Annotated in this window: 22 protein-coding genes; 10 read left to right on the top strand and 12 right to left on the bottom strand. The window is 43.4% G+C overall.

The window, feature by feature from the left end:
• Positions 1–10: 10 nt before the first annotated feature.
• The 3 genes from AC2CZC_RS09290 to AC2CZC_RS09280 form a co-directional block, all read right to left on the bottom strand.
• Positions 11–574, bottom strand: coding sequence for a hypothetical protein (locus AC2CZC_RS09290; RefSeq protein ID WP_484584592.1), 564 nt, complete (start codon positions 572–574; stop codon positions 11–13).
• Positions 575–704: 130 nt separating this feature from the next.
• Complete coding sequence (locus AC2CZC_RS09285) at positions 705–1,322, bottom strand: response regulator (protein ID WP_484584591.1); 618 nt, start codon at positions 1,320–1,322, stop codon at positions 705–707.
• Positions 1,319–2,443, bottom strand: a complete 1,125-nt coding sequence (locus tag AC2CZC_RS09280) for a sensor histidine kinase (RefSeq protein ID WP_484584590.1) — start codon at positions 2,441–2,443, stop codon at positions 1,319–1,321. Before AC2CZC_RS09280 ends, AC2CZC_RS09285 begins: the two co-directional genes overlap by 4 nt.
• A 157-nt stretch (positions 2,444–2,600) precedes the next feature.
• Between AC2CZC_RS09280 and AC2CZC_RS09275 the strand changes: the two genes are divergently transcribed.
• On the top strand, positions 2,601–3,812 hold the full coding sequence (locus tag AC2CZC_RS09275; RefSeq protein WP_484584589.1) for an acyltransferase family protein: 1,212 nt from the start codon (positions 2,601–2,603) through the stop codon (positions 3,810–3,812).
• A 35-nt stretch (positions 3,813–3,847) separates the two neighbouring features.
• Here AC2CZC_RS09275 and AC2CZC_RS09270 read toward each other — a convergent pair whose 3' ends face one another.
• Together AC2CZC_RS09270 and AC2CZC_RS09265 are read right to left on the bottom strand one after the other, a co-directional pair.
• Positions 3,848–5,230, bottom strand: a complete 1,383-nt coding sequence (locus tag AC2CZC_RS09270; protein WP_484584588.1) for an L-cystine transporter — start codon at positions 5,228–5,230, stop codon at positions 3,848–3,850.
• Between the two features lie 242 nt (positions 5,231–5,472).
• Complete coding sequence (locus tag AC2CZC_RS09265) at positions 5,473–5,811, bottom strand: winged helix-turn-helix transcriptional regulator (protein ID WP_063362557.1); 339 nt, start codon at positions 5,809–5,811, stop codon at positions 5,473–5,475.
• Between the two features lie 104 nt (positions 5,812–5,915).
• Here AC2CZC_RS09265 and AC2CZC_RS09260 point away from each other — a divergent pair, with 104 nt between their 5' ends.
• The 3 genes from AC2CZC_RS09260 (at position 5,916) to AC2CZC_RS09250 (ending at position 7,775) form a co-directional block, all read left to right on the top strand.
• Entirely contained in the window at positions 5,916–6,683 is a 768-nt protein-coding gene (locus tag AC2CZC_RS09260; RefSeq protein WP_484584587.1) for an SDR family NAD(P)-dependent oxidoreductase, read from the top strand.
• Positions 6,684–6,720: 37 nt separating this feature from the next.
• Complete coding sequence (locus tag AC2CZC_RS09255; RefSeq protein WP_484584586.1) at positions 6,721–7,374, top strand: cupin domain-containing protein; 654 nt, start codon at positions 6,721–6,723, stop codon at positions 7,372–7,374.
• A 92-nt stretch (positions 7,375–7,466) separates the two neighbouring features.
• On the top strand, positions 7,467–7,775 hold the full coding sequence (locus AC2CZC_RS09250) for a hypothetical protein (protein WP_046356341.1): 309 nt from the start codon (positions 7,467–7,469) through the stop codon (positions 7,773–7,775).
• A 120-nt stretch (positions 7,776–7,895) separates the two neighbouring features.
• Here the strand turns inward: AC2CZC_RS09250 and AC2CZC_RS09245 are convergent, their stop codons facing one another.
• Together AC2CZC_RS09245 and AC2CZC_RS09240 are read right to left on the bottom strand one after the other, a co-directional pair.
• On the bottom strand, positions 7,896–9,074 hold the full coding sequence (locus AC2CZC_RS09245; RefSeq protein WP_484584585.1) for a hypothetical protein: 1,179 nt from the start codon (positions 9,072–9,074) through the stop codon (positions 7,896–7,898).
• Positions 9,075–9,387: 313 nt separating this feature from the next.
• A complete protein-coding gene (locus AC2CZC_RS09240; RefSeq protein WP_211035652.1) occupies positions 9,388–9,615 on the bottom strand; it encodes a hypothetical protein in 228 nt (75 codons plus the stop codon).
• A gap of 459 nt (positions 9,616–10,074) precedes the next feature.
• Between AC2CZC_RS09240 and AC2CZC_RS09235 the strand changes: the two genes are divergently transcribed.
• A complete protein-coding gene (locus tag AC2CZC_RS09235) occupies positions 10,075–10,608 on the top strand; it encodes a superoxide dismutase family protein (protein WP_484584584.1) in 534 nt (177 codons plus the stop codon).
• Positions 10,609–10,719: 111 nt separating this feature from the next.
• On the opposite strand, the gene AC2CZC_RS09230 is transcribed toward AC2CZC_RS09235, so the two are convergent.
• Complete coding sequence (locus tag AC2CZC_RS09230; RefSeq protein WP_484584583.1) at positions 10,720–13,008, bottom strand: FlgO family outer membrane protein; 2,289 nt, start codon at positions 13,006–13,008, stop codon at positions 10,720–10,722.
• Between the two features lie 317 nt (positions 13,009–13,325).
• Between AC2CZC_RS09230 and AC2CZC_RS09225 the strand changes: the two genes are divergently transcribed.
• The 4 genes from AC2CZC_RS09225 to AC2CZC_RS09210 all read left to right on the top strand — a co-directional run bounded on the left by AC2CZC_RS09225 (position 13,326) and on the right by AC2CZC_RS09210 (position 16,218).
• Positions 13,326–14,198, top strand: a complete 873-nt coding sequence (locus tag AC2CZC_RS09225) for a hypothetical protein (RefSeq protein ID WP_484584582.1) — start codon at positions 13,326–13,328, stop codon at positions 14,196–14,198.
• Positions 14,199–14,604: 406 nt separating this feature from the next.
• On the top strand, positions 14,605–14,862 hold the full coding sequence (locus AC2CZC_RS09220) for a helix-turn-helix domain-containing protein (RefSeq protein ID WP_484584581.1): 258 nt from the start codon (positions 14,605–14,607) through the stop codon (positions 14,860–14,862).
• Between the two features lie 120 nt (positions 14,863–14,982).
• A complete protein-coding gene (locus AC2CZC_RS09215) occupies positions 14,983–15,231 on the top strand; it encodes a hypothetical protein (protein WP_484584580.1) in 249 nt (82 codons plus the stop codon).
• A 387-nt stretch (positions 15,232–15,618) separates the two neighbouring features.
• Positions 15,619–16,218 (top strand): hypothetical protein, encoded by a 600-nt coding sequence (locus AC2CZC_RS09210; protein ID WP_484584579.1) that lies wholly within the window; start codon positions 15,619–15,621, stop codon positions 16,216–16,218.
• A gap of 87 nt (positions 16,219–16,305) precedes the next feature.
• Here the strand turns inward: AC2CZC_RS09210 and AC2CZC_RS09205 are convergent, their stop codons facing one another.
• The 3 genes from AC2CZC_RS09205 to AC2CZC_RS09195 all read right to left on the bottom strand — a co-directional run bounded on the left by AC2CZC_RS09205 (position 16,306) and on the right by AC2CZC_RS09195 (position 20,335).
• Positions 16,306–17,943, bottom strand: a complete 1,638-nt coding sequence (locus AC2CZC_RS09205) for a methyl-accepting chemotaxis protein (RefSeq protein WP_484584578.1) — start codon at positions 17,941–17,943, stop codon at positions 16,306–16,308.
• Positions 17,944–17,955: 12 nt separating this feature from the next.
• Positions 17,956–18,201, bottom strand: coding sequence for a hypothetical protein (locus AC2CZC_RS09200; RefSeq protein ID WP_063362546.1), 246 nt, complete (start codon positions 18,199–18,201; stop codon positions 17,956–17,958).
• 76 nt (positions 18,202–18,277) lie between these two features.
• Positions 18,278–20,335, bottom strand: a complete 2,058-nt coding sequence (locus tag AC2CZC_RS09195) for a 6-bladed beta-propeller (RefSeq protein WP_484584577.1) — start codon at positions 20,333–20,335, stop codon at positions 18,278–18,280.
• Positions 20,336–20,944: 609 nt separating this feature from the next.
• Here AC2CZC_RS09195 and AC2CZC_RS09190 point away from each other — a divergent pair.
• On the top strand, positions 20,945–21,730 hold the full coding sequence (locus AC2CZC_RS09190) for a hypothetical protein (RefSeq protein ID WP_484584576.1): 786 nt from the start codon (positions 20,945–20,947) through the stop codon (positions 21,728–21,730).
• Between the two features lie 222 nt (positions 21,731–21,952).
• Here the strand turns inward: AC2CZC_RS09190 and AC2CZC_RS09185 are convergent, their stop codons facing one another.
• Entirely contained in the window at positions 21,953–23,824 is a 1,872-nt protein-coding gene (locus tag AC2CZC_RS09185; protein WP_484584575.1) for a S8 family serine peptidase, read from the bottom strand.
• Between the last annotated feature and the right edge of the window lie 247 nt (positions 23,825–24,071).

Below are 24,071 nucleotides of genomic sequence, written 5' to 3'. Positions count from 1 at the left end.
AGTACTGGCGCTAATAACACTCTTTATCTTTTAAGCTGTATGCTTTACCAAGCTTCACTAGCTCAGGAAAGGCTGTCTCTGGCTGGTTTTGTAGCACCTTGATTGGTAAGTTATCCCCTTCGGATAGTTTGCTGTATAAAGTTTCGCTGTCCAACACAAACTCACTGCTGTGCTCCCCTTTATACTGATATTTAAAACCGACGAAATAAAAGAACTCTTCTTTCTCTATTTTACGTCCGTCGACTTCTTCAATATACGAATTGACCTCTTGCCGCTTATCCGTGATCACAGCACGAAAATCAATACCACAGAGTTCACAGAGCTTTTTATTGTAGTAATAACGGATGCTTGATAAACCTGATAACTTCACTATAAAAAAGCTAACACACGTAAATGCACAACCCGCAAAAACTGGCAAGAAAACGATGCCCTCATCATCAGTCCAGCCTACATAAATTAGCAGTACACCTGAGGCGAAAAACATCAAAATTCCTATAAACAAGAAAACATGCTCAGCGAGTGCTGAAAATAAACATTTGGTTTTAATATTAAGTGGGATCACCTGTTCCGCCATTATTACTTTCTCCTTGTAATTAACTCATCAAAATACTAATGATTTTTCATTAGCAAGTCGAATGAATAAAATGAGATGAATAGAAGGTATGTAATACTGACTAAGCAATCATTCTCATAATGGTAGGAGACTAGACTAAACCATTGGTTATCGCTTTTAATACCGCTTGCGTACGATCTTTCACTTCAAGTTTGGCGAGTATATTTGACACATGATTACGTATTGTCCCCTCTGAGTTATTTAACGCATGGGCAATGGACTTATTTGCCATCCCTAAAGATAGACATTTTAATACCTGAAGCTCTTTGGCTGTCAATATCACTTGTGGGGCTATCTGCTTTTGCAGCAAATAATCCGTCAGTGCAGGTTGCAGCACTTTTCCCCCAGCAACCACCAGCTTGATGGCATCAATGAGTTCTTCGAGCTCGATGCTTTTCAGCACATAGCCCTTCGCGCCCAGAGCCATCGCTTCGACCAGCACGTCGCAATCTTCAAAGGTCGTGATAATTAACACTTTCGGAGCAAGGCAGGCACGTTTTTGTAAGGCAGTTAAGACCCCTAAGCCATCTAACTCAGGCATGCGCATGTCTAAAAGCACCACATCAAAATCTCTGTATTCAAGTTGTTGCAAAGCCTCTACGCCATCTTGAGCTTGACCATCAACCACAATCTCATCACTTAAATTTAATAGGTTTGCAAGTCCTAGCCGCACAAGCGTCTGATCTTCAACCAGCAAACAGGAAATCAATGTCCATCTCCTTGTTCAAGCGACAAAGAGATCACACTGATTAAGCGGCTACCTTCTATCAACTGCTCAAAGTGCCCGTGATGTTGGGCCATACGCTCTTTTAACCCAGACAGTCCATTTCCCGCTTTAGGGAGGCTGGACTCAGGCTGATTGTGCCATGCCTTGGCCATTACATAAGGTTTGTTTGATTGACTAACAATGTGAACTTCAAAATGAAACTGATTTGCCTGAGTATGCTTTAGCGTATTGCTGACCATTTCTTGGCAAAAACGTACGATACATAAGGCGTGCTGCTGTGAAATAAGCGTATCCTTGACCTCAACATCTAGACTACATGCCAGTGTTGGCGTTAATGCAAATATGCCCTCTAGCGCTTGTTTTAAAAGAGGTTTATCACTGCGCTGTGTAGACACTATATCTCGCACTTCAGACAGTGCTTGCTGGCTTAATTGATGGCAAGTATTCACGGTTTCTGCCACGCTTTGGGGCGCAGTGCGTTTTACAAAATCAAGATGAATACTCAAAGCTGTGAGTTTATGACCCAGCGAGTCGTGCAGCTCTCGAGAAATATGTTGACGCGTTTGTTGCGCCGACATGGCCCCCATCACATGCTGTGCCGCCTTAAGCTCTTTATAGTTTTGTCGCGATTGATAATGCATATTTAAGCTCTCAACAATGCGGCGGCTCACAAACCAGTTCATGCTACAAAAAAAGAGCCAAACAACAAATGTGATCCAAGGGATATCCCCCTGCCACCTATCAGCATGCTCAATGCCATACACACTCATTGCCAAGATGATGGCTGTCATGATTTTCAGCAACGAAAAATGCGGGCTAAATACCGCTGCAAACATCACTAAATGAATAAAAATCAGAGAGGTCGACGTCAAAGGGATAAGGGCAAGTATCAACACAAAATACCCAATCGACACGGTAATAACACGCTCATTTGGGTGTTTTAACACATAAAATAGGAGCAATAATATCGACAAGCTGATTGGCAGTTGTAACATCAAGGCAATCGGCGAATTAGCAAAATAGGCACAGGCAGAGGTTACGCCTAACCACGAGGCGATGGTTGAAAATCGCCAGTCCGTTGTATGTCTTATTTGAGTATCCATTGCCGTTGGGAGGTTGTTATTTTTTGCATCATTATTGCAAATATCACGGGCCAAAAACAGTGACAGATGTCATAGGTAAAATAGACCATTTGTGACTGGTGAGGACAACCCTGTGCACGCTAGCATGTCAACATTCTCAGCATCAAGGAAAGCAAGCATGTCGTCCACACCACGCTTTTATTTTATCGATAACTTACGTTGCATCGCGCTATTACTTGGCGTGCTATTTCATGCAGCTTTGGCCTATAGCCCTTATTTTCACACCATTTGGCTCAGTGCAGATCCCAACAAAGCCTTTATCTTTGATGGCTTAACCCATTGGCTACACCTATTTCGTATGCCACTCTTTTTTGTCATCGCCGGATTTTGTAGTGCGTTAGTGATAGTCAAAAAGGGCAATACGCTATTTATAAAGCACAGGTTAAAACGGATCTTGCTGCCATTTTTGATCTTTTTACCTCTAGTCATTGCGTCATTTATTCACGTCCTCAGCTGGGGCGCTGAAATCGCCAAGCCTTTACCGCCTATTTATGCCGCCTTTAGCGCTATTACAGAGCCTCAAGTAAGCACTGCGCATCTATGGTTTTTATGGCTATTAATGCAATTTTGCTTCATACATTGGGCTGTATCCCGTGCAATGAGCGCCTTCAAAGCAAAGCTTCCCCTAATAACACTGCCTTTGTTTGCTTGGGGCCTAGTGTTGAGCTTAGCGTTAGTCGTTATCAGCTTTGCGGCACTGCTTTGGCAACCCACGCCATTTCCAGCACCGGATAAACTTTCTCCTCAACCTTGGGCACTGGCTTTTTATGGCGCATTCTATGTATTTGGCATCATCCTGTATCATCATAAAAGCGCGTTAACACGCTCTGCTGGCGCAATACTGCCCTTATTATTGGTTGCGATTTTATCGCTCACTGCCTACTTAATTTACTTACCCGATCCCCCCACTATCGATCAGGTCATCGCAGCGGCAAAGCAAGGCGCATTGACACCAAGCGGCAAACAGCATGCATACATCGTCGCCATTCAAGCGGTGGCCATTGTCAGCTGGACAGCCCTGATACTGTTACTCGGCCATCACTTTTTAAATCACGAAAATCGCATTAGTCGCTATTTATCCGATGCCTCTTATTGGGTGTATTTAGTTCATGTTCCGGTGCTGCTTTACATACAAATGCCGCTCATAAATGTGACACTGCCTGCTGGTATCAAGTTTTTCATCAGTATGGCGGCCACCATGGGCGTGTCACTGCTGAGCTACCATTTTGTTGTCAGGCGCACAGTGATAGGTAGGTTCTTAAATGGAAACAAGCAAAAAGTTATGCAACAAAGTGGGATCCGTGGGTCAAACAGTACTGTGACAAAGTAAAAATAAGGGGTCATGTAGACCCCTTATTTTTCTTATTATGAAGATTGAGCAACCGATTCAGTGGGCGCTTGAGCTGCGGCTTTCTCACCTAAAATGCGGTGTGTAATCGTACCTGCGGTCATCGACCCTGATACATTCAGCGCTGTACGAGCCATGTCAATCAGCGGCTCAATAGAAATAAGCAACGCTGCGATAGTCACAGGCAAACCCATTGCAGGCAGCACAATCAGTGCCGCAAATGTAGCACCACCGCCCACGCCAGCAATACCAAATGAGCTAATCGCGACAATGGCCACAAGCGATAAAATAAACGAAATATCCATCGGGTTGATACCCACACTAGGTGCAACCATCACAGCCAGCATCGCAGGGTAGATACCCGCACAGCCATTTTGACCAATCGTCGCGCCAAATGATGCAGACAAGTTCGCAATCGCTGGCGGCACGTTAAGCTTATTAATTTGCGTATCCACGTTCAGTGGAATGGTTGCTGCACTGCTGCGAGACGTAAATGCAAACGTCAGCACCGGCCAGATTTTTTGGAAAAACTGCTTAGGACTCACGCCAAATAAGCCAACCAATAAGCCGTGTACGACAAACATTAAGAAAATAGCCACATAAGAAGCGACGATAAAGCCCAGTAAATTAGTGATATCAGCCAAGCTTGATGTTGCCACCACTTTGGCCATCAAGGCCGCAACACCATATGGTGTCAATGAAATCACCATCTTCACCAAACGCATCACAACGGCTTGTAGGGTCTCTACAAATGTGCGAATTGGCGCTTCTAGCTCTTCACGTTCACTCATTACTTTGCGTGCTGCAATGCCCACCAAAATACCAAAAATCACCACTGCGATAATGGATGTTGAACGCTCCCACGCTAAGTCTTGGAAAATATTTGTCGGGATAAAACTCAGTAACATTTGTGGAATAGACAAGTCACTGACTGTTTCACTGCGGGACTCAAGCACCGCAATGCGAGATGTTTCGCGTGCGCCCTCGGTTAAGCCTTCAGCACTGAGGCCAAATAATTGCGTAATAAGAATACCGATAAGCGCGGCTATCATGGTGGTGATCACCAGCACTGAAATCGTAATGCCACTGATTTTGCCAAGTGCCCCTGACTTATCTAATCGCACGACCGCAGCCACCATAGACACTAAAACCAGTGGCATGATGATCATTTTGAGTAATGCGACATAGCCGCTACCGACCACATTCGTCCAATTTAAGGTTTCTGTGATGGCTTGATGCCCTTCCCCCAAGAAAAACTGTAAGGCGAAGCCAAATACACTACCTAATGACAGGCCGATTAAAACGAGGCGAGAAAGCGTAGCCCCTTTTTTCTGGGTTTGAAATAAAACAATGAGGATTGCAGCAAAAACAGCAAGACTCACCATGGCGATGAAGGACATATCGTTACCTTTGAATGATTCGTACGAGAGAAAATCTAAAAAGAAGATAAATCGGAATTTTTATCTAGCGCGCACAGTAATAAATTATTGCGACACTGAAAAGAATGATTCGGAATGATATATATTTTCAAGTTATGGATATGGTGATTTATTGACTGGCTTTGTTCTTTACTGTTCAAAAATCAATACAAACCTGCTCATATCCTAGCCCCAGTGCAGTTTTACATGTAAAAGGCTACTAGTTAGTCACCATCTATCTCCGCTTGCAGAGCCTCTAACTGCGCCAAAATCGCCAAAAACTTTTCACCAAAGGCCGTTACTTGATACTCCACTCGTGGCGGTAATTCATTAAAAACCTGTTTCTCTAAAATGCCAAACTCAACATTACGCTTTAAACATTGATTAAGTACCTTGGTGGATAAGCCCTCGACTTGGCGCACCATTTCACCCGGTCGATTCACCCCAGCATGCAGTAACTGATATACAGTCAACGACCATTTACAGCCGTAGATAGTCTCGACCATGCGCGCACTGGATTGCGGTGCCAATTTTCTTGAAAATTTTTTTTCTTGTGATGTCATAAAGATGTACCAAAAAGTACCTAGCTAACCAAATTGTACTTACTATTCAGAGGCTTTTATTAAACTTAATCTTATCACGACTTTTTAAAACAAGAGACGTGATTATGACTTTTTCAAATACAGGTAAAGCCCTCATCATTGGTGGTTCAAGCGGCATGGGGTACGCCACCGCCAAGCAACTATTACAAGCCGGAATTGCAGTCGAGATTGTGGCCAATAACCCACACAAGTTGGATTCGGCAATCAGTGCATTGAGCGAGCTAGGCACTGTGACTGGCAAACAAATCAACCTATACGATACCCAGTCGGTGATGACGCTGGCAAAGCAGATAGTAGAGTCTTCAACACACTATCGCTACCTTGTTAACGCCGCAGGATACTTCTCTCCCACACACTTTGTTGACCATACCCTTGCAGACTATGACAAGTACCATGATTTGAATAAGGCGACATTTTTACTCACCCAAGCAGTGGTAAAAAATATGCACCGCTTTGATGGCGGGAACATTGTCAATATTGGCTCGATGTGGGCCAAGCAAGCCATCAAGGCAACTCCCTCTAGTGCGTATTCAATGGCCAAAGCTGGGCTGCATGCGTTTACACAACATCTCGCAATGGAATTGGCGGATAACAACATTCGCGTCAATGCTGTTGCCCCTGCGGTGGTGCAAACCCCCATTTACGGCGCATTCATACCGCCCGCAGAGATTAAACAGGCACTTGCCTCATTTAACGACTTTCATCCCATTGGCCGAATTGGTGAACCCGTTGATGTCGCAAACAGTATCTTATTTTTATTATCCGATGAATCAAGCTGGATAACGGGCACCATTATGGACGTCGATGGCGGCGTTATGGCGGGTAGAAACTAAAATATAACAACAGGGCATGACTCAAAAGGGTAACTCTATGCTAAACATGAATTTTGCACAGCAGCTTGTGATTAACACCGCCACTCAGCCTTGGCTTGCCAGCCCCGCCAAAGGAGTTTGGCGAAAGCCGTTGGAGCGCGAAGACAAAGAGTCAGGACATACCACCAGCATCGTTAAATACGAAGCAGGATCTGCGTTTAAACCTCATCCGCACCCGCTTGGTGAAGAAATATTTGTACTTGAAGGCGTCTTCTCTGATGAGCATGGTGACTACCCTGCTGGCACATACTTACGTAATCCGCCAAATAGTGTACATGCGCCATTTAGCAAACATGGCTGTGTGCTTTTTGTCAAACTCAACCAGTTTGACGCCCAAGACTCAAAAACCATCAGAGTAAACACCCATGAAACGCCTTGGCAGCAAGGGCAAGGTCATTTGCAAGTGATGCCACTGCACAGCTTTGAGCAGCAACATACAGCACTGGTAAAATGGCCTGCCAATGAGCGATTTATCCCACACACGCACTTTGGTGGCGAGGAGATCTTAGTCCTTGAAGGCGAATTTATCGATGAGCGAGGTCAGTACCCTCAAGGCACTTGGCTTCGAAGCCCACACTTGAGCCAACATACCCCCTATGTCGTGCAACCTACTTTAATCTTGGTCAAAGTAGGACATCTTGCTATTGAATAAAGCGCGGTGCTTTGACGTTGTTGTCCCTAGCCTTAATTGGGTATAATCCGCAGCACTGCCAACCTATTTTAAAGCTGGATCGGAGCTCAAAAATGAAAAAACTCTCTAAAGTGCAAGAAAAACAACAAGCACTGGTACTTGATGTTGCTGACAGACTCGAAGCACAAGCGCGTGAAGAAATCCCAGGTATGCTGCAATGTTGGTTTGATATGGAGTTTCATCTATTCCCGAGCTCTTTATTACTGTGCTTTCAGTTCGAAAATGAACAAGCATTAGAAGCTGCAAAACCAGATCTACTCAAATGGCAGAAGCGCCTGAGTGCCGCCATGGTGAAAAAAGGGGTGATCTTAAAAGATATGCGCAAACACTTGGTGTTTACTATGAATGGGCCTGAAGATTAAAGCCACCCATGTTTGCTTTAAAAAGAGGGTAAACACTGCTTAACTCAGTCAGTTTTACTCATATTGCCGCTTTAAACAGCTAAAGCGGCAATATGGGTTAAGCAAGGACGTTCGGCTTGATTATGACTCTATCCTTGTATTTCGCTCGATCCGCAGCAATGCCAAGATCATGGTGAAGTTCATAAACATGCCAAATGTCACACCGATGGCTATCAACTGTGGGCCTACGGCTTCAAACACACTGACCAACTTTTGATCTTGTTGCTTTTCTGCCTGCTTTTGCGCTTCTAGATTGGCGGTATACCTTTTAACAAACCACTTAACGGCATCCATCCACTCAACTTTACGCATATTTTTGTCTTTTAGTTGCTCCAAAGACGTCGCATCCTCGGAGAGATCTTTGGTAAAGGCAACAATGTCTTTCCAAAAAGCATGCTCTTGCGTATTTTTATCCAGCTTGGTAAATGTGCTTTTCAATCGTTTTCGTTGACCAGAGCCTTTCAAAGACTGCTGTCCAAGCTCTTTTGCATACGCATTAATATTGATTTCAAACTGTTTAAAGTAATCATCAATAATTTTAGCTTCTGCCGCCAATAGTTTTTGCTCTTCGATAGAGGCGTTTATCGCACTTTCGTAACTGCCGCCCTCTTCGTCCACAGCATACTTCTGCTCTTCTTGCTGTTTCAAATAATCAGCTAAGTAGTGGTACGTCGTTTCTTGATTTTCAACATCTGGCCCAACGAGCGCATCCATTATATTTACACTGGCTCCCGTCGTGAACAAAATCGCCGCAATAATCGACACTGTCGCCCAGAAGAAACTAATGTAAGCAACAATCTTGAAGTATTGCCTTTGCCAAAGATTAGGTTTCTTTTGCTTAGAAACTGATTGAGTACCACCCGACGCAGGTTTCCTACTGCCGCCAGAGCTTGCTTTATTCGCTTTATTTTTAAGCACACTGGTCGCACTTTTACATGCATCGGAAGCACTTGATAAAGATTTTTTAACTGTGTTAGAAAATCCACCTAAATTTAAATTATTGGATGGTTTTTCAGGTTGAATTGCGCTATCACCGCCTTTTAAATATACAATGAGTCCAATTGATTGCAGCTTGTCTAGCTGTATATCTGCTTCTTGTTTGGTGAGGTTTTTAACTAACGCAAACGCTTGCCCACTAAATAGCTTATCGCACGATTGTGGCGATAACCCCATTAATTTGCATAGTTCACTTTTAGCATTATCAATATTGATATTTGGCTGGGTTTGTCCTTTAAATACGATTCTATATGAGGCATCCATTTAAAGTAATTCCTTTCCTAGAATTAATTTCAAGCGTTAATTTAACAAAACACTGTTAATTTTCAAAGAATTTAAAAAAACAATAAAATTAAATTTTTAATATTTAAATTTACAAGCCAAAAAAAATAACCACTTATAAAATATCAATTAGCTATTTTAATAAAGTAAAATATTTTTTATAAAAACCAAAAAGAATGAGTTTTTCTGATCAAAAAGACCAAGGAGCCTAGCCCCTTGGTCTTTGACAAATTTGGTAATTTACCACTTTGAATGCGACTTTTGTTATCACCTTAACAAAGCAGTCTATGGCGAGTTATGGCCACGTATCTGTGCAAATAACTTGCTTTGAGTTTCCGCAACCAACAGCTTCAGGTGTTGAAGGGCAACCCCAAGAAGTACACTTATAAACTCTAGTTGGTAGGCATTCACGCCCGTAGTTAGAATTCCCGTCACCACCAGCAACTTCACGTGTTTGCTTAGGCATGATTTGCGAGTCCGAAGATAAAGACTTTAATTTTTTCTTATAAAAGTTAAGTTTCATTGTTTTTTCCTTAAATCAACCAAGCTTAAATTAACTTGGAATTAATAAACTACATACACAATAAAAACATGTCAACAATAGAATAAAAACATTACAAAGGCGTTAAATCAGCATGACCAATAACTTAGGATGATAAAAAATAAAAACTCAGACACCTAAGTAATTACTATTTCCAGGGTTCATCAGGCAAAGTAATAATAAAACACCATTTAATCTGTATTAAAATTACACAGCACATTCCTACAACCTAAGGTTCAATAATATTTTTATATTTAACTACTGATAAAGTAGTAAACCTGAATAACCCTGTAGATACTCGGTTTTATAATTCAACACATGATCATATATTAGCGCCCTATCATATCTTCAATACATTCAAATTTTTAGCGTTCATGCTAAATAGTTAACGCCTGTTTGCCCCACATACACTGTACGGGTGAATTTATTAAGGAATGGAAAATGAAAAAAACATTTTTAGCCCTGTCTTTTGCAGCACTCTCAGCTCACGCGCACGCCGAGCATCAAATTGGCGAGGTTGCGCACAGTAAAATTATCAATAACCAAGGCAAGCAAGTCGGTACTGCACAGTACACACAGGGCAACGAGGGTGTCGTGATTGAAATCATTGCCAATGGCCTACCAGCTGGCAAACATGGCATGCACTTTCACGAAGTCGGTACTTGTGTTGACAAGCATCACTTTAAAAAAGCCAAAGGCCATATCATGCCATCAGGCAAACCACATGGTTATTACCATCCGAAAGGCCCCCATGAAGGTAACTTACCAAACCTGATTGTCCGCAAGGATGGGTCAGTGCACGTTGAACTGTATACCGAGTTGGTATCTGTCAGTGGCCGAGGCAACAAACCGGCGCTGCTTGATGAAGATGGCTCTGTATTGATGATCCACGCGAATCAAGACGACCACTTAACACAGCCGATTGGCGGCTCTGGTAGCAGAATAGGATGCGGACTTGTGCTTCCTGGTAAATAACAAAACACATGCCCAAGCACATTGAGAGTTTGGGCTTTGCAAGATGATATAACGCTGAGGTAATTCATTCTAAACCTTACTGTCTGCGTTTATATCTATTTAAATAAGCGATCAATTCTCCTGCTCGATTGCAATACGCAGCAACTCTTTATTTTGCATATGCTGTTCTAGCAAATCAGAAAACTGGGCATCATTGTGTAATGGCGCAAGCAAATGATCATGCTCAAGCGTCCACCACTGCTGATTAAACGAGTCCATCCAGCCCAGCTTAAGTGCAGTATTTAAGTATGCCAAAGCCTGTGAGGTATGCCCTAGCTGAGCATGCACCTGCGCCAATACCAGCTGCGCTTGAGCTCGGTCGAGTATATCGCCTTGCAAAATAAATGTCTTTACCGCATGTAAAAGTTGCTCTGCACTTTCGACATCATGTAATTGCTTTAAGGCCGCCGCGTATAAAGTCACCGCTTGATAATTATCAGCCGTCACCGAAAAAGACTCACCCACGCGTTGGTTTTGCCACTGGGGGTACAGTTGCAAGAGCGTATTTTTAGCTGCCTTAAATTGCGCTGCACGAAACTGAGCGTGTGCCAACTCAAACCGTGCCTGTGCGTTGTAGGGCAGCTTAAACACCCTTGCTTGGATCAATGCCAATATTTGCGCGCCTTGCTGCTGCGAGCCAAGCTCAAAAAGCGTGAGTGAATGCCTAAAGTGGCCATGTAATGGCTGCATTTTGTTTAACAGTGCTTGGGCTGCCTGCGTAGCGCCGACACTCAAATAGGCCAATACTTGCTGTTCACACACCTCGATACTACTACAGCTCTCAAATAACTCAGGCGTCTGTTGCTGCCACGCCAACATGGCTAAAATAGAGTCTTTGCTATGTCGATGCACTTTGGCAAAATCCAGCCACCGCGTCTTTGTATCCGTTTGTTGCAAAAGTGCTTGCTGATACATGCGCTGTGCCAAGTCCGACTTATTCATTGCCTTTAATAAAAAGCTCAGTTCACGCTTTAATGAGGCCGACAATGGGTTGAGTACGATGGCCTGCTCTAAATGCGCTACAGCCTCTAGTTGCTTACCAAGACGAGTCAGTAAGGTAGCGTACCAAAGGTGTGTCATGGCGCTGTTTTCAATCTCAAGGGCTCGCACCAAGGCCGCTTCAGCCTGCCGGTAAAGCGCAAAATCCCCCGTTGCTTTGGCCTTATCTGACAAAATCATGCCATACGCGGCCTGCCCCATGGCCGAATCAGGGGCCAGTTGCAGCGCATGTGCAATATGGGGCATCGCCGCCTCAATGGCTTGAAGCTCAGGCATGCTGCCATAGGTATGGGACAATGCATAACTCACAGCCAAACCAATATGGGCATCGACATAATCCGGTTCACGTTCCAAACTGTGTTGAAAGTAACTCACAGCCTGTTGCAGCGCATCAGGGCTGCGTTGACGCCAATGGTATTGCCCCATCAGATACCATTCATAGGCCTGCGCATCGAGCGTTTTTATAATGGGTTTAGAGGAGATTGAATCAGGGTAAACCACACCAAGTAAATGAGCACTCACTTCATCTTGCAGCTTAAAACTGTTTTTGCTGTTTTCATCAAAGATTTTTGACCACAGCAGTTGGCCTGTTTGCGTATCTATTACACGTACTTGTACCCGTATTTGCTCTGCCATTTTTTGTATATTGCCCGTCAAAACAGCGTCAACTTGCAGCGCCTTGCCAACCTCTGTGGCATTATCACTGCTTTGATAAGCAAATGAAGAGTCGCGGGAGATCACTTTAAGCGATTTAATCTGCGCTAACTGATGAATAATGCCATCCGACAAACCTGTTGCAAAATAGCGGCTATCTTGCATCGGGCTTAAATCTTCAAATGGTAACACTGCGATTGAATTCACATTAACCTGCGCGGTGCTGGCTTGGTCACTTGGCAGTCGTCCTAACCAAACCACCAAAACAATAAGTAACAGCACACACATTGCACCATACTTGATATACCTAGGTTGTACAGTCTTCTCGTTTGACTGCGCAATAACGTCAACGGGCGCTATCAGAACGTAGCCTTCATTGGGGATGGTTTTGATAAACTTGGGATTGCGTGCATCATCATTGAGGGCTTTGCGGATCTTACTCATGGTGACAGACAAAATATCCGCAGACACCACTTTACCCGCCCAAACCTGCTCAAAAATAGATGCTTTATCAACGGTTTGACCTGCGTGTTTAATTAACAACAGCAGGAATTGCATGCTCTTGTTATCAAGTACACATGTGTGCGACTCGCTTTTTATGCGATTGGTTTTCGGGCATATCTGCCATGGGCCAAGCTGATAGGCATGCACCAATAAAGGCGTATCACATTCTGTATTGGGCACATATTCTGAGCGGCGGTTGTCCATTTAGAGACCTATTTTTATTATTCTTTTACACGTGCGTTAATCACGTTGAGTCAATATGGTGATACAGGCATTGTGCTACGCAAAAATCAGCATATCAATAACCCCTAACGATGTATTTTCTCATTCTCCAAACACATCGCTGAACCACAGGTTAATACTTATACAGAGTCAAACCAATCATAACAAACTGAAATATTTAAATATATTTTATTAAAAACAACTAACCTCCCTATTTTGGAAGATTTAAGGTGCTTTAAGTTGTCCAGTACCAGTGTCCATGTCACCTTGATGTCATTGCGTTTAACAAAGAGGCTATTATGAGCAAACCATTACAACGACAAAGCGCCATTGCACTCACGCTATTATTAATGACCAGTACAGCCGCTGCAGCACAAAACTCGCCAAGCAGCACCACAACCAAGTTGCTCTCAGTTACAGGGCCTTATCTTGGGCAAACACCGCCAGGGTTAACCCCTAAGCCATTCGCACCTGGACTTGTTAGCACAGAGCAGACCCTTGAAAGTGAAGTGCTGTTTTTACCCGATATGAGTGCACTGTCTTTCACGCGTTACGAAAAAGGCACCTATCCTGACTTATATGTCATAAAGCACCGTAACAACCAATGGCACCAACACCTTGTCTCAGCAGAGGCCGCCAAAAACTATAACGCGCAATTTAGCCCAAGTGTTGAAACACTCAAGCAGCATGCGGTGTTCAAAGATATTCCCGTAGTGGGCTATACAACCTCATCAGCAGGCACCCAGTTTTTTTATGAGTTAGATTTAAAAGATGGCAGCGGGCACATGAGTTATTCGCGCCTTATTGACGGCAAGTATGAAACCCCAATCAAAATGAGTAACGCGGTCAACCAAGGCAAATACATTGCACACCCCTTTGTTGCCCCAGATGAGTCTTATTTAATGTGGGACGCCGAAAAAGAAGGTGAAAGCACCCCAGATATCTATATTAGCTTTAAGCAAAAAGATGGCTCTTGGGGCAAAGCGATTAATATGGGCGATAAAATCAATACGCCGCTTTATGAGCAAAGACCCAAGGTAACCCCAGATGGTAAATACCTGTTTTTTTGGAAAGGCGATGTCAAAACCAACGCAGATGGCAGCCGATATGTCGTTGGCGGCCCACATTGGGTCGATGCCAAAATCATCGACACGCTAAGATCAAAGCAATAATACAAGGCTTATCAACCTGTGCTGCGCACACTTTTTTGCCCTCAACGCAAGTTGGGGGTAAATAGAAATAACAACAATCACTAACCGACCTTTTCACTCGCCCTTATTCTAAAACTGAGCTGCGGTTTGGCTTGCAGCTAAGGTTCACGCCATAAAAAACGATACGTTTTTTTCACAAAGAAACGAATAAACCTGATAAATACCACAGCAATGTAAACAAGCTGTTGACCTTTCGACTATTTAGAAATATCGTGTAATAGTTAGCCATAAAGGGTGATTAAAATAATTTTTTTTACTACCCATAATAGTCCTTAATTTTTTTGTTTAAATTTAGATACAACATTGTTAACATAAAGTTTTTCATAAATTAAAAGTACTCCAGTTACAATAAAACAAGGAAAAGGACGTGATTAATGGCAACGATTTAAAAGCAATGAGGGAAATTGCCGCCATAACTCAAGATGTAATGGCAAGCAAGTTAGGCTGTGATAACGAGACCATCGGCAATTACGAACAGGGCATAGATGCAATCCAATTTAAGCAGCTTTGCCTCTGGGTTATATATTGTAAGTTAAATATTGGGTCTTTATTAAATCAAATTAAGCTTATTAGATGCGATTTAGCTAAAGCAACCAAACCCAAGGTACAGGATGACGAACCATGAAAAAGGTATTTGTTAAAGCTGGTATCTTTGTTCATGTACTCGATAGAGACACCAAATCGCCTCGAGAGCTAACAGTAAACCCCAATTCTCATGAATGTTAAAATTATGGACTGATAAATAATGAATAAATTTCTAAAAAAAGGACTGCCACTCGAAGAGTGTAATACAGTATCTGGTGGGCAGCTTGAAAAAACAACAGCTAACCGAAAGCTTTCTAGTGTAAACACTGGGTATGTTTCGTCAAAAACAACAAGGCAACTTCCTCATGCTGATTGTTCTTCAATATCAGGAGGAGGAGCATATAAAGTACCGAGAGCAATACAAGTTCAAAGTATCGATATACATACTACGTCAAACAAGAGTATTTAAGGATAAATGTACAAAGATATAGGATGCAAAATCATGAAAAAGATAATTCCGCTCATAATCTTAAAAGCAGTTAAGTACATGAGTTGCAATCTAATGACTCAAAAAAGTAGTTATTCAGATGTGCACTGCAAAACTTCACATAAGAAGAAAGTAAATCTACAAAACTGTCAACGAGTGTCAGGGTGTACAGGGGCTTTTAAGGCTAAAAGAAGGCCCTATGGGTCTAGTGACTTTCATATTTCTTTATCAAGCAAACCTAGACAGCTTCTTTATGCTGATTGCTCTTCAATCTCGGGAGGAACCATGGCATTTAAAACACCGAGAGCCGTTCAAGTTCAAAGTATCGATAGTCATAGTATTTCTGGTAAGACTGTAAAAGGATAAGTAATGAAGCTGTCGAACTTAATTCTGCTTAGCATAGCCTCCTTGGCTTTTTTTTATATTCGTTTATGGGACCCTAACTTAGTTACACCAATATTTATAAGTATGCTATCTGCGTCCGTTATTTATGGTATCTATATCAGAGATATAAACATAACTCATATAGCTAGCTTCATTTTATTACTAGCTTGTATGGAGCTCCTTACTTTTAAATCTGGCATTATTAATTATGTGACGCCTGCTGAAAACGCCGTAGTACAGGGTAATATAATTTATGGTGTACAAATTTCATTCACAGTTGCTACCGCTTTAATTTTGATATTCAGAGTACAGCTATCAAGGCTTTTATCAAAATCAGAGAATATCAAATTAACTAATTTTGATGGAATCTTTCATTGGTTGTATTTATATATGACTGCTGTTTACATATTAACATTACTCGAAAATATAGCTTGGTCTCACTTCAACATGAAATCTTGGACATTCATTTACGATAACTTCGAAGGATTGATTTACATTGCATGGGCACTGTGTTGTGGTGCTTTATTAACTATGATGATTTGTGCCTCAAAACCTAACGACTCTCAAGAACCCAAATTATCCTAACACCCAAAAACAAAAAACCAGATCTCAATCTGGTTTTTTGTTTGCTCTTATATCTGCTCTTAAAACACTCGTACTCCCACCGAGCCATTAGGCTAATTTAAAACGGTTGATCATTCTCATCATGTCTTCAGAGACCTGACTGAGCTCTTCGCTGGCGGTCGCCATTAAGGTCGACTCGCTGGCAAGGGACGTTGAGCCGTCATTTAAATTCGCCACGTTTTGATTGATGCCATTCACCGTCATGGTTTGCTGCTCTGTGGCGGCGGATATCTGTTGATTCATGCCTTGAATGGCGTGAACCTCTTGGGCTATTTCATTCAGGGCGTCCCCTGCTGATGAAGAAATCTCTGAGGTATTTGAGGCTTTTTCTGCGCCTTTGCTCATTACCTCCACCGCTTGCTCTGCCCCCGCTTGGAGCTTCTCAATGATGGTTTGAATTTCAATCGTTGACTCTTGCGTACGCAGTGACAAGGTGCGTACTTCGTCTGCGACTACCGCAAAGCCTCGTCCAGCTTCACCCGCTCGGGCTGCTTCAATTGCTGCGTTAAGGGCCAGCAAGTTGGTTTGCTCAGCAATACCTCGGATCACCTCTAATACCGTATCCACATTGCGGCTATCTGCTGCCAACTGCGCAATCACTTGGCTGGCTTCGCCAATGTCTTGTGCCAGTAATTGCGATTTTTGAATATTGCACTCAATAATCTCTAAGCTTTGCTCGGTTTGCTTGGCCGCTTTGACACTAAACTCTGAGGCATCCACCGTTCTGCCAGACACCTCAGTCACGGCTGTGAGCATCTCGCTCATGGCGCCCGCAAGCTGCTCGGTGTCGCTTCGTTGTTGATTTAAATTCATATCAACCGATGATACCGAGGATGACAAGCGATTGGCTGAGTCCGACAACTGGGTGCCTGCGGCACTGACACTGAGCATAATATCTTGAATGGAGCCAACAAAGCGGTTGAAGTACTGCGCCAAGTCAATCAGCTCTTTGCTACCCTCTTCTTTTAATCGCTGGGTCAAGTCTCCTTCGCCACTGGCCAAGTCACGCATCGCAGATACCGTACTCTTAATGGGCTTTGTAATGCTGCGAATAAAGTAAATCACCAAGGTCGACAATACAGCCAATACCATGACGACATTCATTAAGGAGATCATCTGCGAGTGCGCAATGTCTTCTTCTAAAGCGGTAATGTTAATGCCTGTGCCTATCATCCAATCCCACTCGTGAAAATAATCCGCATAGCTGGTTTTGGGAGTCAGCTCAGTGGCATCAGGGGATGTTTTCCAAAGGTACTCAACAAACCCACCGCCGCTTTTACCGGTGGCGTACAGCTCTTCAACAAAGAGTTTGCCGTTCCCATCTTTGAGCGGCAAGATATTGGTCCCCAATAAATGCTTCAGCCCCGATGCGAGCTGTATGCCGTCTTTGTCGGCAACAAAGATATAATTGCCATTGTCAAAGCGCATGGCCGAAATAGACACCAAAGCGAGCCGCTTTGCCTCTTCCTCGCTCAATGCACCGCTTCGGCTTTGCTCATAATAGTGGTTGATCACACCCAGTGCGCTTTCAATGATGAGCTGCACACCATACTCATAATTGGCACGCATATGCTTGTTGGTGTTATGGGCATCCAACAAGGAATTAGCAAACAAACCAATGGCAAATAGCACCACTATCATCCACGCCCGCGTGCTGATGGGCGCATTATGAATTGAAAAATTCATGACACCTCCTTGTTACTCGTGCGGACCAGTCACTTTCTTAGCAGAAAAGCTGGACTCATGACTGGTATACAAGCGTCGCAATGCATCTTTGCACGACCCTTCATCTTCGGCATTGGTTTCAACGTGCTTAATCACATCCTGAAACTGCTGTAATAATTGCTTAGAGTCTGCCTCTGATTTTTGGCAAACGCCGTTCGACTCTTGAGATTTGCGGTGTGACAGTTTTTTACCCTGTGCACGCTTAAATACACTTTCCATAATTCCCCCAGGCATTCCCTGTACACATGGCTATGTTTACATACCTCGTCCAGTCATAGCGGATGTACAGTCCTTGTTAAATATTAAATTGATACACGTTGACTCTATTCAAGGCGCAATCTGGTAAGTAGACCTTGTTGTTTTTCACATGCAACAAGTACGGCAGCCACAACTGGCCTTTGTCTCTGTCAGCGCCAAACCCACTGAATGACTCTAAAAACTCACCTGAGCAATTGAATACTTTTATGGCTCTATTCACTAAATCAGAGACAAATAAGTAGCCATTCTCGTGGTCAATACTGGTGGGCAGTAAAAAGCTTTCACTGGCAGTGCCATAGCCCTCTTTACCAAAGCTACGTAACCACTTGCCATGACTGTCAAACACCTCAATGCGGTTGTTATTTTGGTCTGTAACAAAGCACTGACCTTGCTCATCGACGGTGATATCCGATGGCGTGTGAAACTCCCCATGCTCAGCGCCCAAGCGACCGAAGGTGTGGACTAAAAATGGCCCGCCAGTATCAGAAAGTCGCCAGCGACAAATGCGGTTATTGCCCGAATCTGCGATTAAAATGTCGTTGTTGGTTGGATCTATGGCAATGCCCTGTGGCTGATTGAGCTGCTCGTCGCCTGTGCCAAGGCCACCAAATACGGTGTAAGGCACAAGCTCCCCCAAGGTATCGTTGTATTGTAAAATGGTCACTATGCCACTGAGGTAGTTACTCACCACCAGCAAGGGCACGCTGTAATCTAGCTGACCTGGCAGCGGTTTAGTTGGTGTCAGTGCCGCTATGCCCAAAGAGCCCGGTAGCATGGGCAAGCTGATCGGTCTGGCTGAATCACTTTTACCGTCTTCAGTGGCTTGCAATTGATAATTGCCTGAGTCCATCATCCAGAGTAAGTCTTCTGGGTCATCAAACTTATCGTTGAGAAAAACCCGCACCATGGTCTGCTGCCACCTTTGCACCCACTCAGTTTGCGCTGACAGTGCAATACTCAGCCAAGATGGCAAACCCGGTGGCTGCATTACTTTAAGCAGTTGATCTTGCAAGGCAAGTTGATGTTCAATCCAGTGTTCAAGCAAAGGCGCATTGCTCGAGTAGCCAGATTGGGTTTGCGTCACATCACCCACCACCGAGGTCACAAAGTGCAACTGGCCTGGGTTATCCCGCTCGTCCCCAACTGCTTTAAGCACCTTGGTTGAGCGTGACTTTCCGCCTTTGAGCGTGGCAAGGTTGACCGTGTGCTTTTGCAATGAAGCTAAAAACGGTTCAGTGATCAACATGGTTTGCGGGTCGTTAAATTCAGTAATTTGCACTGGCGCAAAAAAGCCGTCTAAGCTCCCCATAAATTGACCATTTAAGTCATACACAGAAATCGCATTGGCTTTACCACCGGGGATCAATACGCGATTTTGTATCACTGTCACGCCGCGAGAAAGCGCTAAGCCATCAATATAGCACTTACCTGTGGCGCTAAAGGTCACGCCCTTGCCTTGCCAGTCGCAGCGCACGACTGTCGAAAAGCCCGTATTTGAAATGTAAATATTGCCATCTTTATCTAAACTCAGCCCTTGCGGCCAAAGTAAATGCACCGTATCACCGCCGTTTTCAGGCACTATCTCTTCAATTGTGCGCTCAAATTGGCCATCTTCACTAAAAATCACCAATCGAGATTCACTGTGTTGACCTTCATAAAACTCGTCAGCCACACACAACTTACCGTTATGCACCACAATGCCGTTAGGACCTCTCAGTGCGACCTCGGGTTCATTGCCAAAGATCTTCACGGTTTTAATCTCTAATGACTCGGAATAAGACAGAATATGCACTCTGAAATTGCCAATATCGGTGACGTATATCCAATTCTTTTCTGGGTGCGTGACTAACCTAAAGGGCATATTAAACTGTTCAGGCCCCGTCCCAACGGTGCCAAAGCTTGCCAAAATTTGATCCATCTTGGCATCAAATACCAGCACGCGATTGTGCGCGGTATCCGCTAACCAAACTCGGCCAAATTTATCAACACAACTGCCAACTGGCGTGCTTAATGAAAGGTGTCCGCTTGTCGAACACGGAAGCTGCGGCAACTGATCAACAGTTGTCCCAATGTAACTGTGGTATGAAATCCCCATAGTACCTAGCCTGTAAATAAAGAGTCCGTTTAGTCAAGCTTCTACCCAAACCCCGGATAGATCCTTGGCGGTGCAATCAATTATCATTACGATTTTTTGACTGGTTCATACAAAAAAGTAGCAGGAAGAAAACGACTCGCCAGTAAGTCATGATGGAAAAAGTGCATTTATTAAAAAATTCACATTTGTTGGTATCTGTCGCACAGCGGGAAAAGTAAAAAATACCTATTAATTACATACACATGAAAGTAACACAGACACAATGAGAAAGAAAAAAGTATGGTTCTATTGTTCGGTACATCGCAAGATAGAGTTATGAATATTATTCATATTGAGTAATTTCACTCTCAAAAACATTTGTTTAGAAACGACGTTAGCATGATATTCACTCATCCTCATCTCTGGGTAGGGTAGGTAAGGAGTGAAGCAGCAGAGCACTGCTCAGATAGGGTCAATCCCAACTTTTTTGCATCGAGTCAACAGCTACACGGCGTAGTTGAGCTTAAATATCAACCAACCTATCTCACGCCCATACTTTGTCGATTCCATCTATTTAAATTTTCGAGTAAGCTGCCCTATTCCATAAAGAGCTCAGAAGAGGAAAGTGCGTTGGATAAAAGAATTGAACCTGAATTGCCCAGTATTACGCCCGACTTAGATCAGGTTGAAACCTTTAAACAGTCCCTCAACCCATCGAATAAAGTGCCTTTGCCAGACCAAGATCCTGAGCAGCCCAGTGCACCAGCTAAACAATCAGGCTTAATGACATGGCTTGGCAGCGCAGCTTTAATCGCCTTGGCGGCATGCTCTTATGGCCTCTATCAACAAAACCAAGCCACACAAGCACAGTTAATTGAGTCAACAAAACGCATTGCTGAGCTGGAACGCACGCTCTCTGCCACTGGGGAAGAAATGGGTCTTTCAGCAGGTGCAATGCAAGCAAACTTAACAGCCTTAAGTGAGCGCACTGATGAGCTTTGGTCACAAATGGACAAGCTTTGGGCATCAGCTTGGCGCAGAAACCAATCTGAAATCAAAAAGCTAAAAGAGCAAACAGCTACCCTTTCAAGCAATCAAAGCAAGCACGTGAATGCACAATCTGGTGTCGCTACCCGCGTTGATACGCTCGCTCAAAGCCAAACTGACTTGGTATTCAAGTTGTCACTTTTAGAAGAACAACTGCAAGCTGCCGAAACCCTGAAAAATCAACTAACCTCCATCAACACAGATTTAGATAAGTTAAAGTCTCACTCTCGCGGCAGTGACGCTAAACAAGTTGAAATTGGCAGTAGCATTGCACAGCTAGAAATGACGCAAAATGCCCTCGCTGAACAACTGGAACGATTAGAAAACAGATTAAAAACAGCGAATAGCGCCCCTCAAGCGGCCAACTAAGTAACGTGTTTAATACTGTGGGGGCCTCTTAAGTCTCCACAAACCTATAGCCATCATGACCTGTTTTATCAAAGCGCTAGTAAGCGTTTTTTATATACCACTTTTAAATCTAAGGTATCTAACAGCAAATGAACGGTGCATAAAAATGGGGCCATACCGTGACCCCATAACTTCAGCTTTTATATTAAGTTAAACAATGAGTTTGTTCAGCTCGCAAAGCAGTTAAAGCGCTTTTTTCTTTGTCACTTTATTTTTATGACCCAAGATGCGAATTGACCAGCTGTCCAGTGTTCCTGGTTGTGTGCTATTTTTAACCGTAACAACTTCGCTTGTCCCATTTCTGTGTAAAGTAAAGTTCAACGGATCGCTGCTCATATCTGTAATATGAATCTTCCACTCACCATTGCCAGCATTAGCTTTCTCATTCCAGAATTTATAACTCAACATCAGGTGATCGTTATAACCATCTGAGCTGCCTTCGGCCTGCACTGGTAAATTAAGGTGTTGACCGATTAAGTTATTAAAAGGTGACATCACAATACTTCGAGTACCATTTGGAGACTCAAGCTCTACCTTCAAGTCAGAAATACGGGTATGTGTCGCATTGAGACGGATTTGCACACCTTCAATAAACAGATCATCCTCTACTTTAATGCTCGCTGTTGTCTTGCGCGTAGCGTCATCATGGATGACTGCATCGACAGTATTATTTAGTCCATACCATGGGGTCTTAACCAGTTCAGATGGCAAGTTTTCAATGGCAAAACGTCGAACCAGCTCGGTCGCTTTATCTACATCAGCTAAACCAAAACCGTAGTAAGGTGAAAAGTCATACCCAGCAGCATTCGTTGACCAGCCCTCCAGACCTGTGATGCCATTAACTTCAATATCGCCACGAGTTGGGTCTACTTTAGTCGCGGTTCTCGCGAGTAGATGGCGAATATCACGCGGTGTCAGATCATGGTTTTGCTGTTCAGCTGCGGATAACAGCAATGCAATCGCCCCTGATGTATTTGGTGCCGCTGAAGAGGTGCCATTCATTCTTACGGTGAAATCATCATAGTCACTACAATCAAAATTCGCATCTAGATTTTCAACGATAAAATCACAAGAGAGCCGCGGCGTCGCATGGCCTGGCGTTCCTCTGTCACCGCCACCCGGAGCGGTTAGGAAAACACTACTGCCAACGGTTGAGTAACTTGATAAAGTACCATTTGCACTGAGTGCACTGACAGATAAATTCCAAAAGTTAGCCGTTGTGTAAAATGAATTACTATTTGTCCATGGCAAACCATGATTGCCTTGAGCTGGAACTGTATAACCTAAATATGCGATGCTGTTCTCAGTGAAATAATGAATGCGAGCACGTTCATAAGCATTACCAGCCGCTTGAACATACACCGCTGTACGCGGGTCTAAATGTGTTGATAAAGATACCGCCTCATAGATTTTTTCTTGCTCTGGCAGGTTAAAAAATAAAACATCATTACCCTGCCCATCTTTCACGGTTTTTGAGAACGTATAAGGCAAACTTACAACTGGGCTCATACCATAGCTTTTGTTAAAAACTCGCACCCTATCAGCAGTTGAGTTATCCAAGTTATTCCCGTCAAAGCCGTGACTCACTTTCCATTGCTCATGACTGTCAAACGTTCCACCAAAATTCGCAAAGGACGCCATAGTCGCTTCAGGTGCAACCCCTCTCACTCCAACATTGTTTTGCACCGCAGCAATGATACCTGCGACCATGGTGCCATGACTTGAACGATGCCCAGGAACTGCATCTATTAATGGGTCATCAACCATATTGGAATTTAAGTCACCATGACTCACATCAACACCAGTATCAATCACAGCAACGAGTACATCTTGACCTTTGTGACCCCAAATATGGGTTTGCCAAAGGTTCAAGTCGACCCCTGATTGTGAGTTATTCAGTAAACCTGAATTAAGCAAGTTCCACTGTAGAGCCAACATAGGATCGCCATTTGGGTCAAGCCACCGGTGTTCATAATCACGATCGGTTGTTGCCAATGCATTCACTGATAAAAGCGCTGAAACCAAGCCTGCTACATATTGATTTTTTAATCTCATTACAAGTTCCTTTTTTGGGTTAGATTTATTTACTAGCATCTCAACTTTTAAACTGCCAAGATAATTGCAGCTTTTCTAATTTTTTCCTGTAACAAACTGTATAACTTTGTATCTGATAAGTATGAGATTTATGGGTTGGAATATGGCGAGAGAGGGCTCAATGGCATTGGTGAGTTTTAACTTTGGAGAAGTGTCACTTTATGCTTTAAGGACAGATGCTGTTATTAGCTAGTCTTACTTAAAATAC

It is taken from the genome of Pseudoalteromonas sp. MMG033 (assembly GCF_057197785.1).
Note: the sequence above shows the minus strand (reverse complement) of the source record. Positions and strands in the feature narration are given on the sequence as shown.

Excerpts from the sequence above, each read along its gene's own strand:
- AC2CZC_RS09290 (WP_484584592.1), bottom strand. The coding sequence starts at position 574 with ATGGCGGAACAGGTGATCCCACTTAATATTAAAACCAAATGTTTATTT.
- AC2CZC_RS09280 (WP_484584590.1), bottom strand. The coding sequence starts at position 2,443 with ATGGATACTCAAATAAGACATACAACGGACTGGCGATTTTCAACCATC.
- AC2CZC_RS09275 (WP_484584589.1), top strand. The coding sequence starts at position 2,601 with ATGTCGTCCACACCACGCTTTTATTTTATCGATAACTTACGTTGCATC.
- AC2CZC_RS09270 (WP_484584588.1), bottom strand. The coding sequence starts at position 5,230 with ATGTCCTTCATCGCCATGGTGAGTCTTGCTGTTTTTGCTGCAATCCTC.
- AC2CZC_RS09265 (WP_063362557.1), bottom strand. The coding sequence starts at position 5,811 with ATGACATCACAAGAAAAAAAATTTTCAAGAAAATTGGCACCGCAATCC.
- AC2CZC_RS09260 (WP_484584587.1), top strand. The coding sequence starts at position 5,916 with ATGACTTTTTCAAATACAGGTAAAGCCCTCATCATTGGTGGTTCAAGC.
- AC2CZC_RS09255 (WP_484584586.1), top strand. The coding sequence starts at position 6,721 with ATGCTAAACATGAATTTTGCACAGCAGCTTGTGATTAACACCGCCACT.
- AC2CZC_RS09250 (WP_046356341.1), top strand. The coding sequence starts at position 7,467 with ATGAAAAAACTCTCTAAAGTGCAAGAAAAACAACAAGCACTGGTACTT.
- AC2CZC_RS09245 (WP_484584585.1), bottom strand. The coding sequence starts at position 9,074 with ATGGATGCCTCATATAGAATCGTATTTAAAGGACAAACCCAGCCAAAT.
- AC2CZC_RS09240 (WP_211035652.1), bottom strand. The coding sequence starts at position 9,615 with ATGAAACTTAACTTTTATAAGAAAAAATTAAAGTCTTTATCTTCGGAC.
- AC2CZC_RS09235 (WP_484584584.1), top strand. The coding sequence starts at position 10,075 with ATGAAAAAAACATTTTTAGCCCTGTCTTTTGCAGCACTCTCAGCTCAC.
- AC2CZC_RS09230 (WP_484584583.1), bottom strand. The coding sequence starts at position 13,008 with ATGGACAACCGCCGCTCAGAATATGTGCCCAATACAGAATGTGATACG.
- AC2CZC_RS09225 (WP_484584582.1), top strand. The coding sequence starts at position 13,326 with ATGAGCAAACCATTACAACGACAAAGCGCCATTGCACTCACGCTATTA.
- AC2CZC_RS09215 (WP_484584580.1), top strand. The coding sequence starts at position 14,983 with ATGAATAAATTTCTAAAAAAAGGACTGCCACTCGAAGAGTGTAATACA.
- AC2CZC_RS09210 (WP_484584579.1), top strand. The coding sequence starts at position 15,619 with ATGAAGCTGTCGAACTTAATTCTGCTTAGCATAGCCTCCTTGGCTTTT.
- AC2CZC_RS09205 (WP_484584578.1), bottom strand. The coding sequence starts at position 17,943 with ATGAATTTTTCAATTCATAATGCGCCCATCAGCACGCGGGCGTGGATG.
- AC2CZC_RS09200 (WP_063362546.1), bottom strand. The coding sequence starts at position 18,201 with ATGGAAAGTGTATTTAAGCGTGCACAGGGTAAAAAACTGTCACACCGC.
- AC2CZC_RS09195 (WP_484584577.1), bottom strand. The coding sequence starts at position 20,335 with ATGGGGATTTCATACCACAGTTACATTGGGACAACTGTTGATCAGTTG.
- AC2CZC_RS09185 (WP_484584575.1), bottom strand. The coding sequence starts at position 23,824 with ATGAGATTAAAAAATCAATATGTAGCAGGCTTGGTTTCAGCGCTTTTA.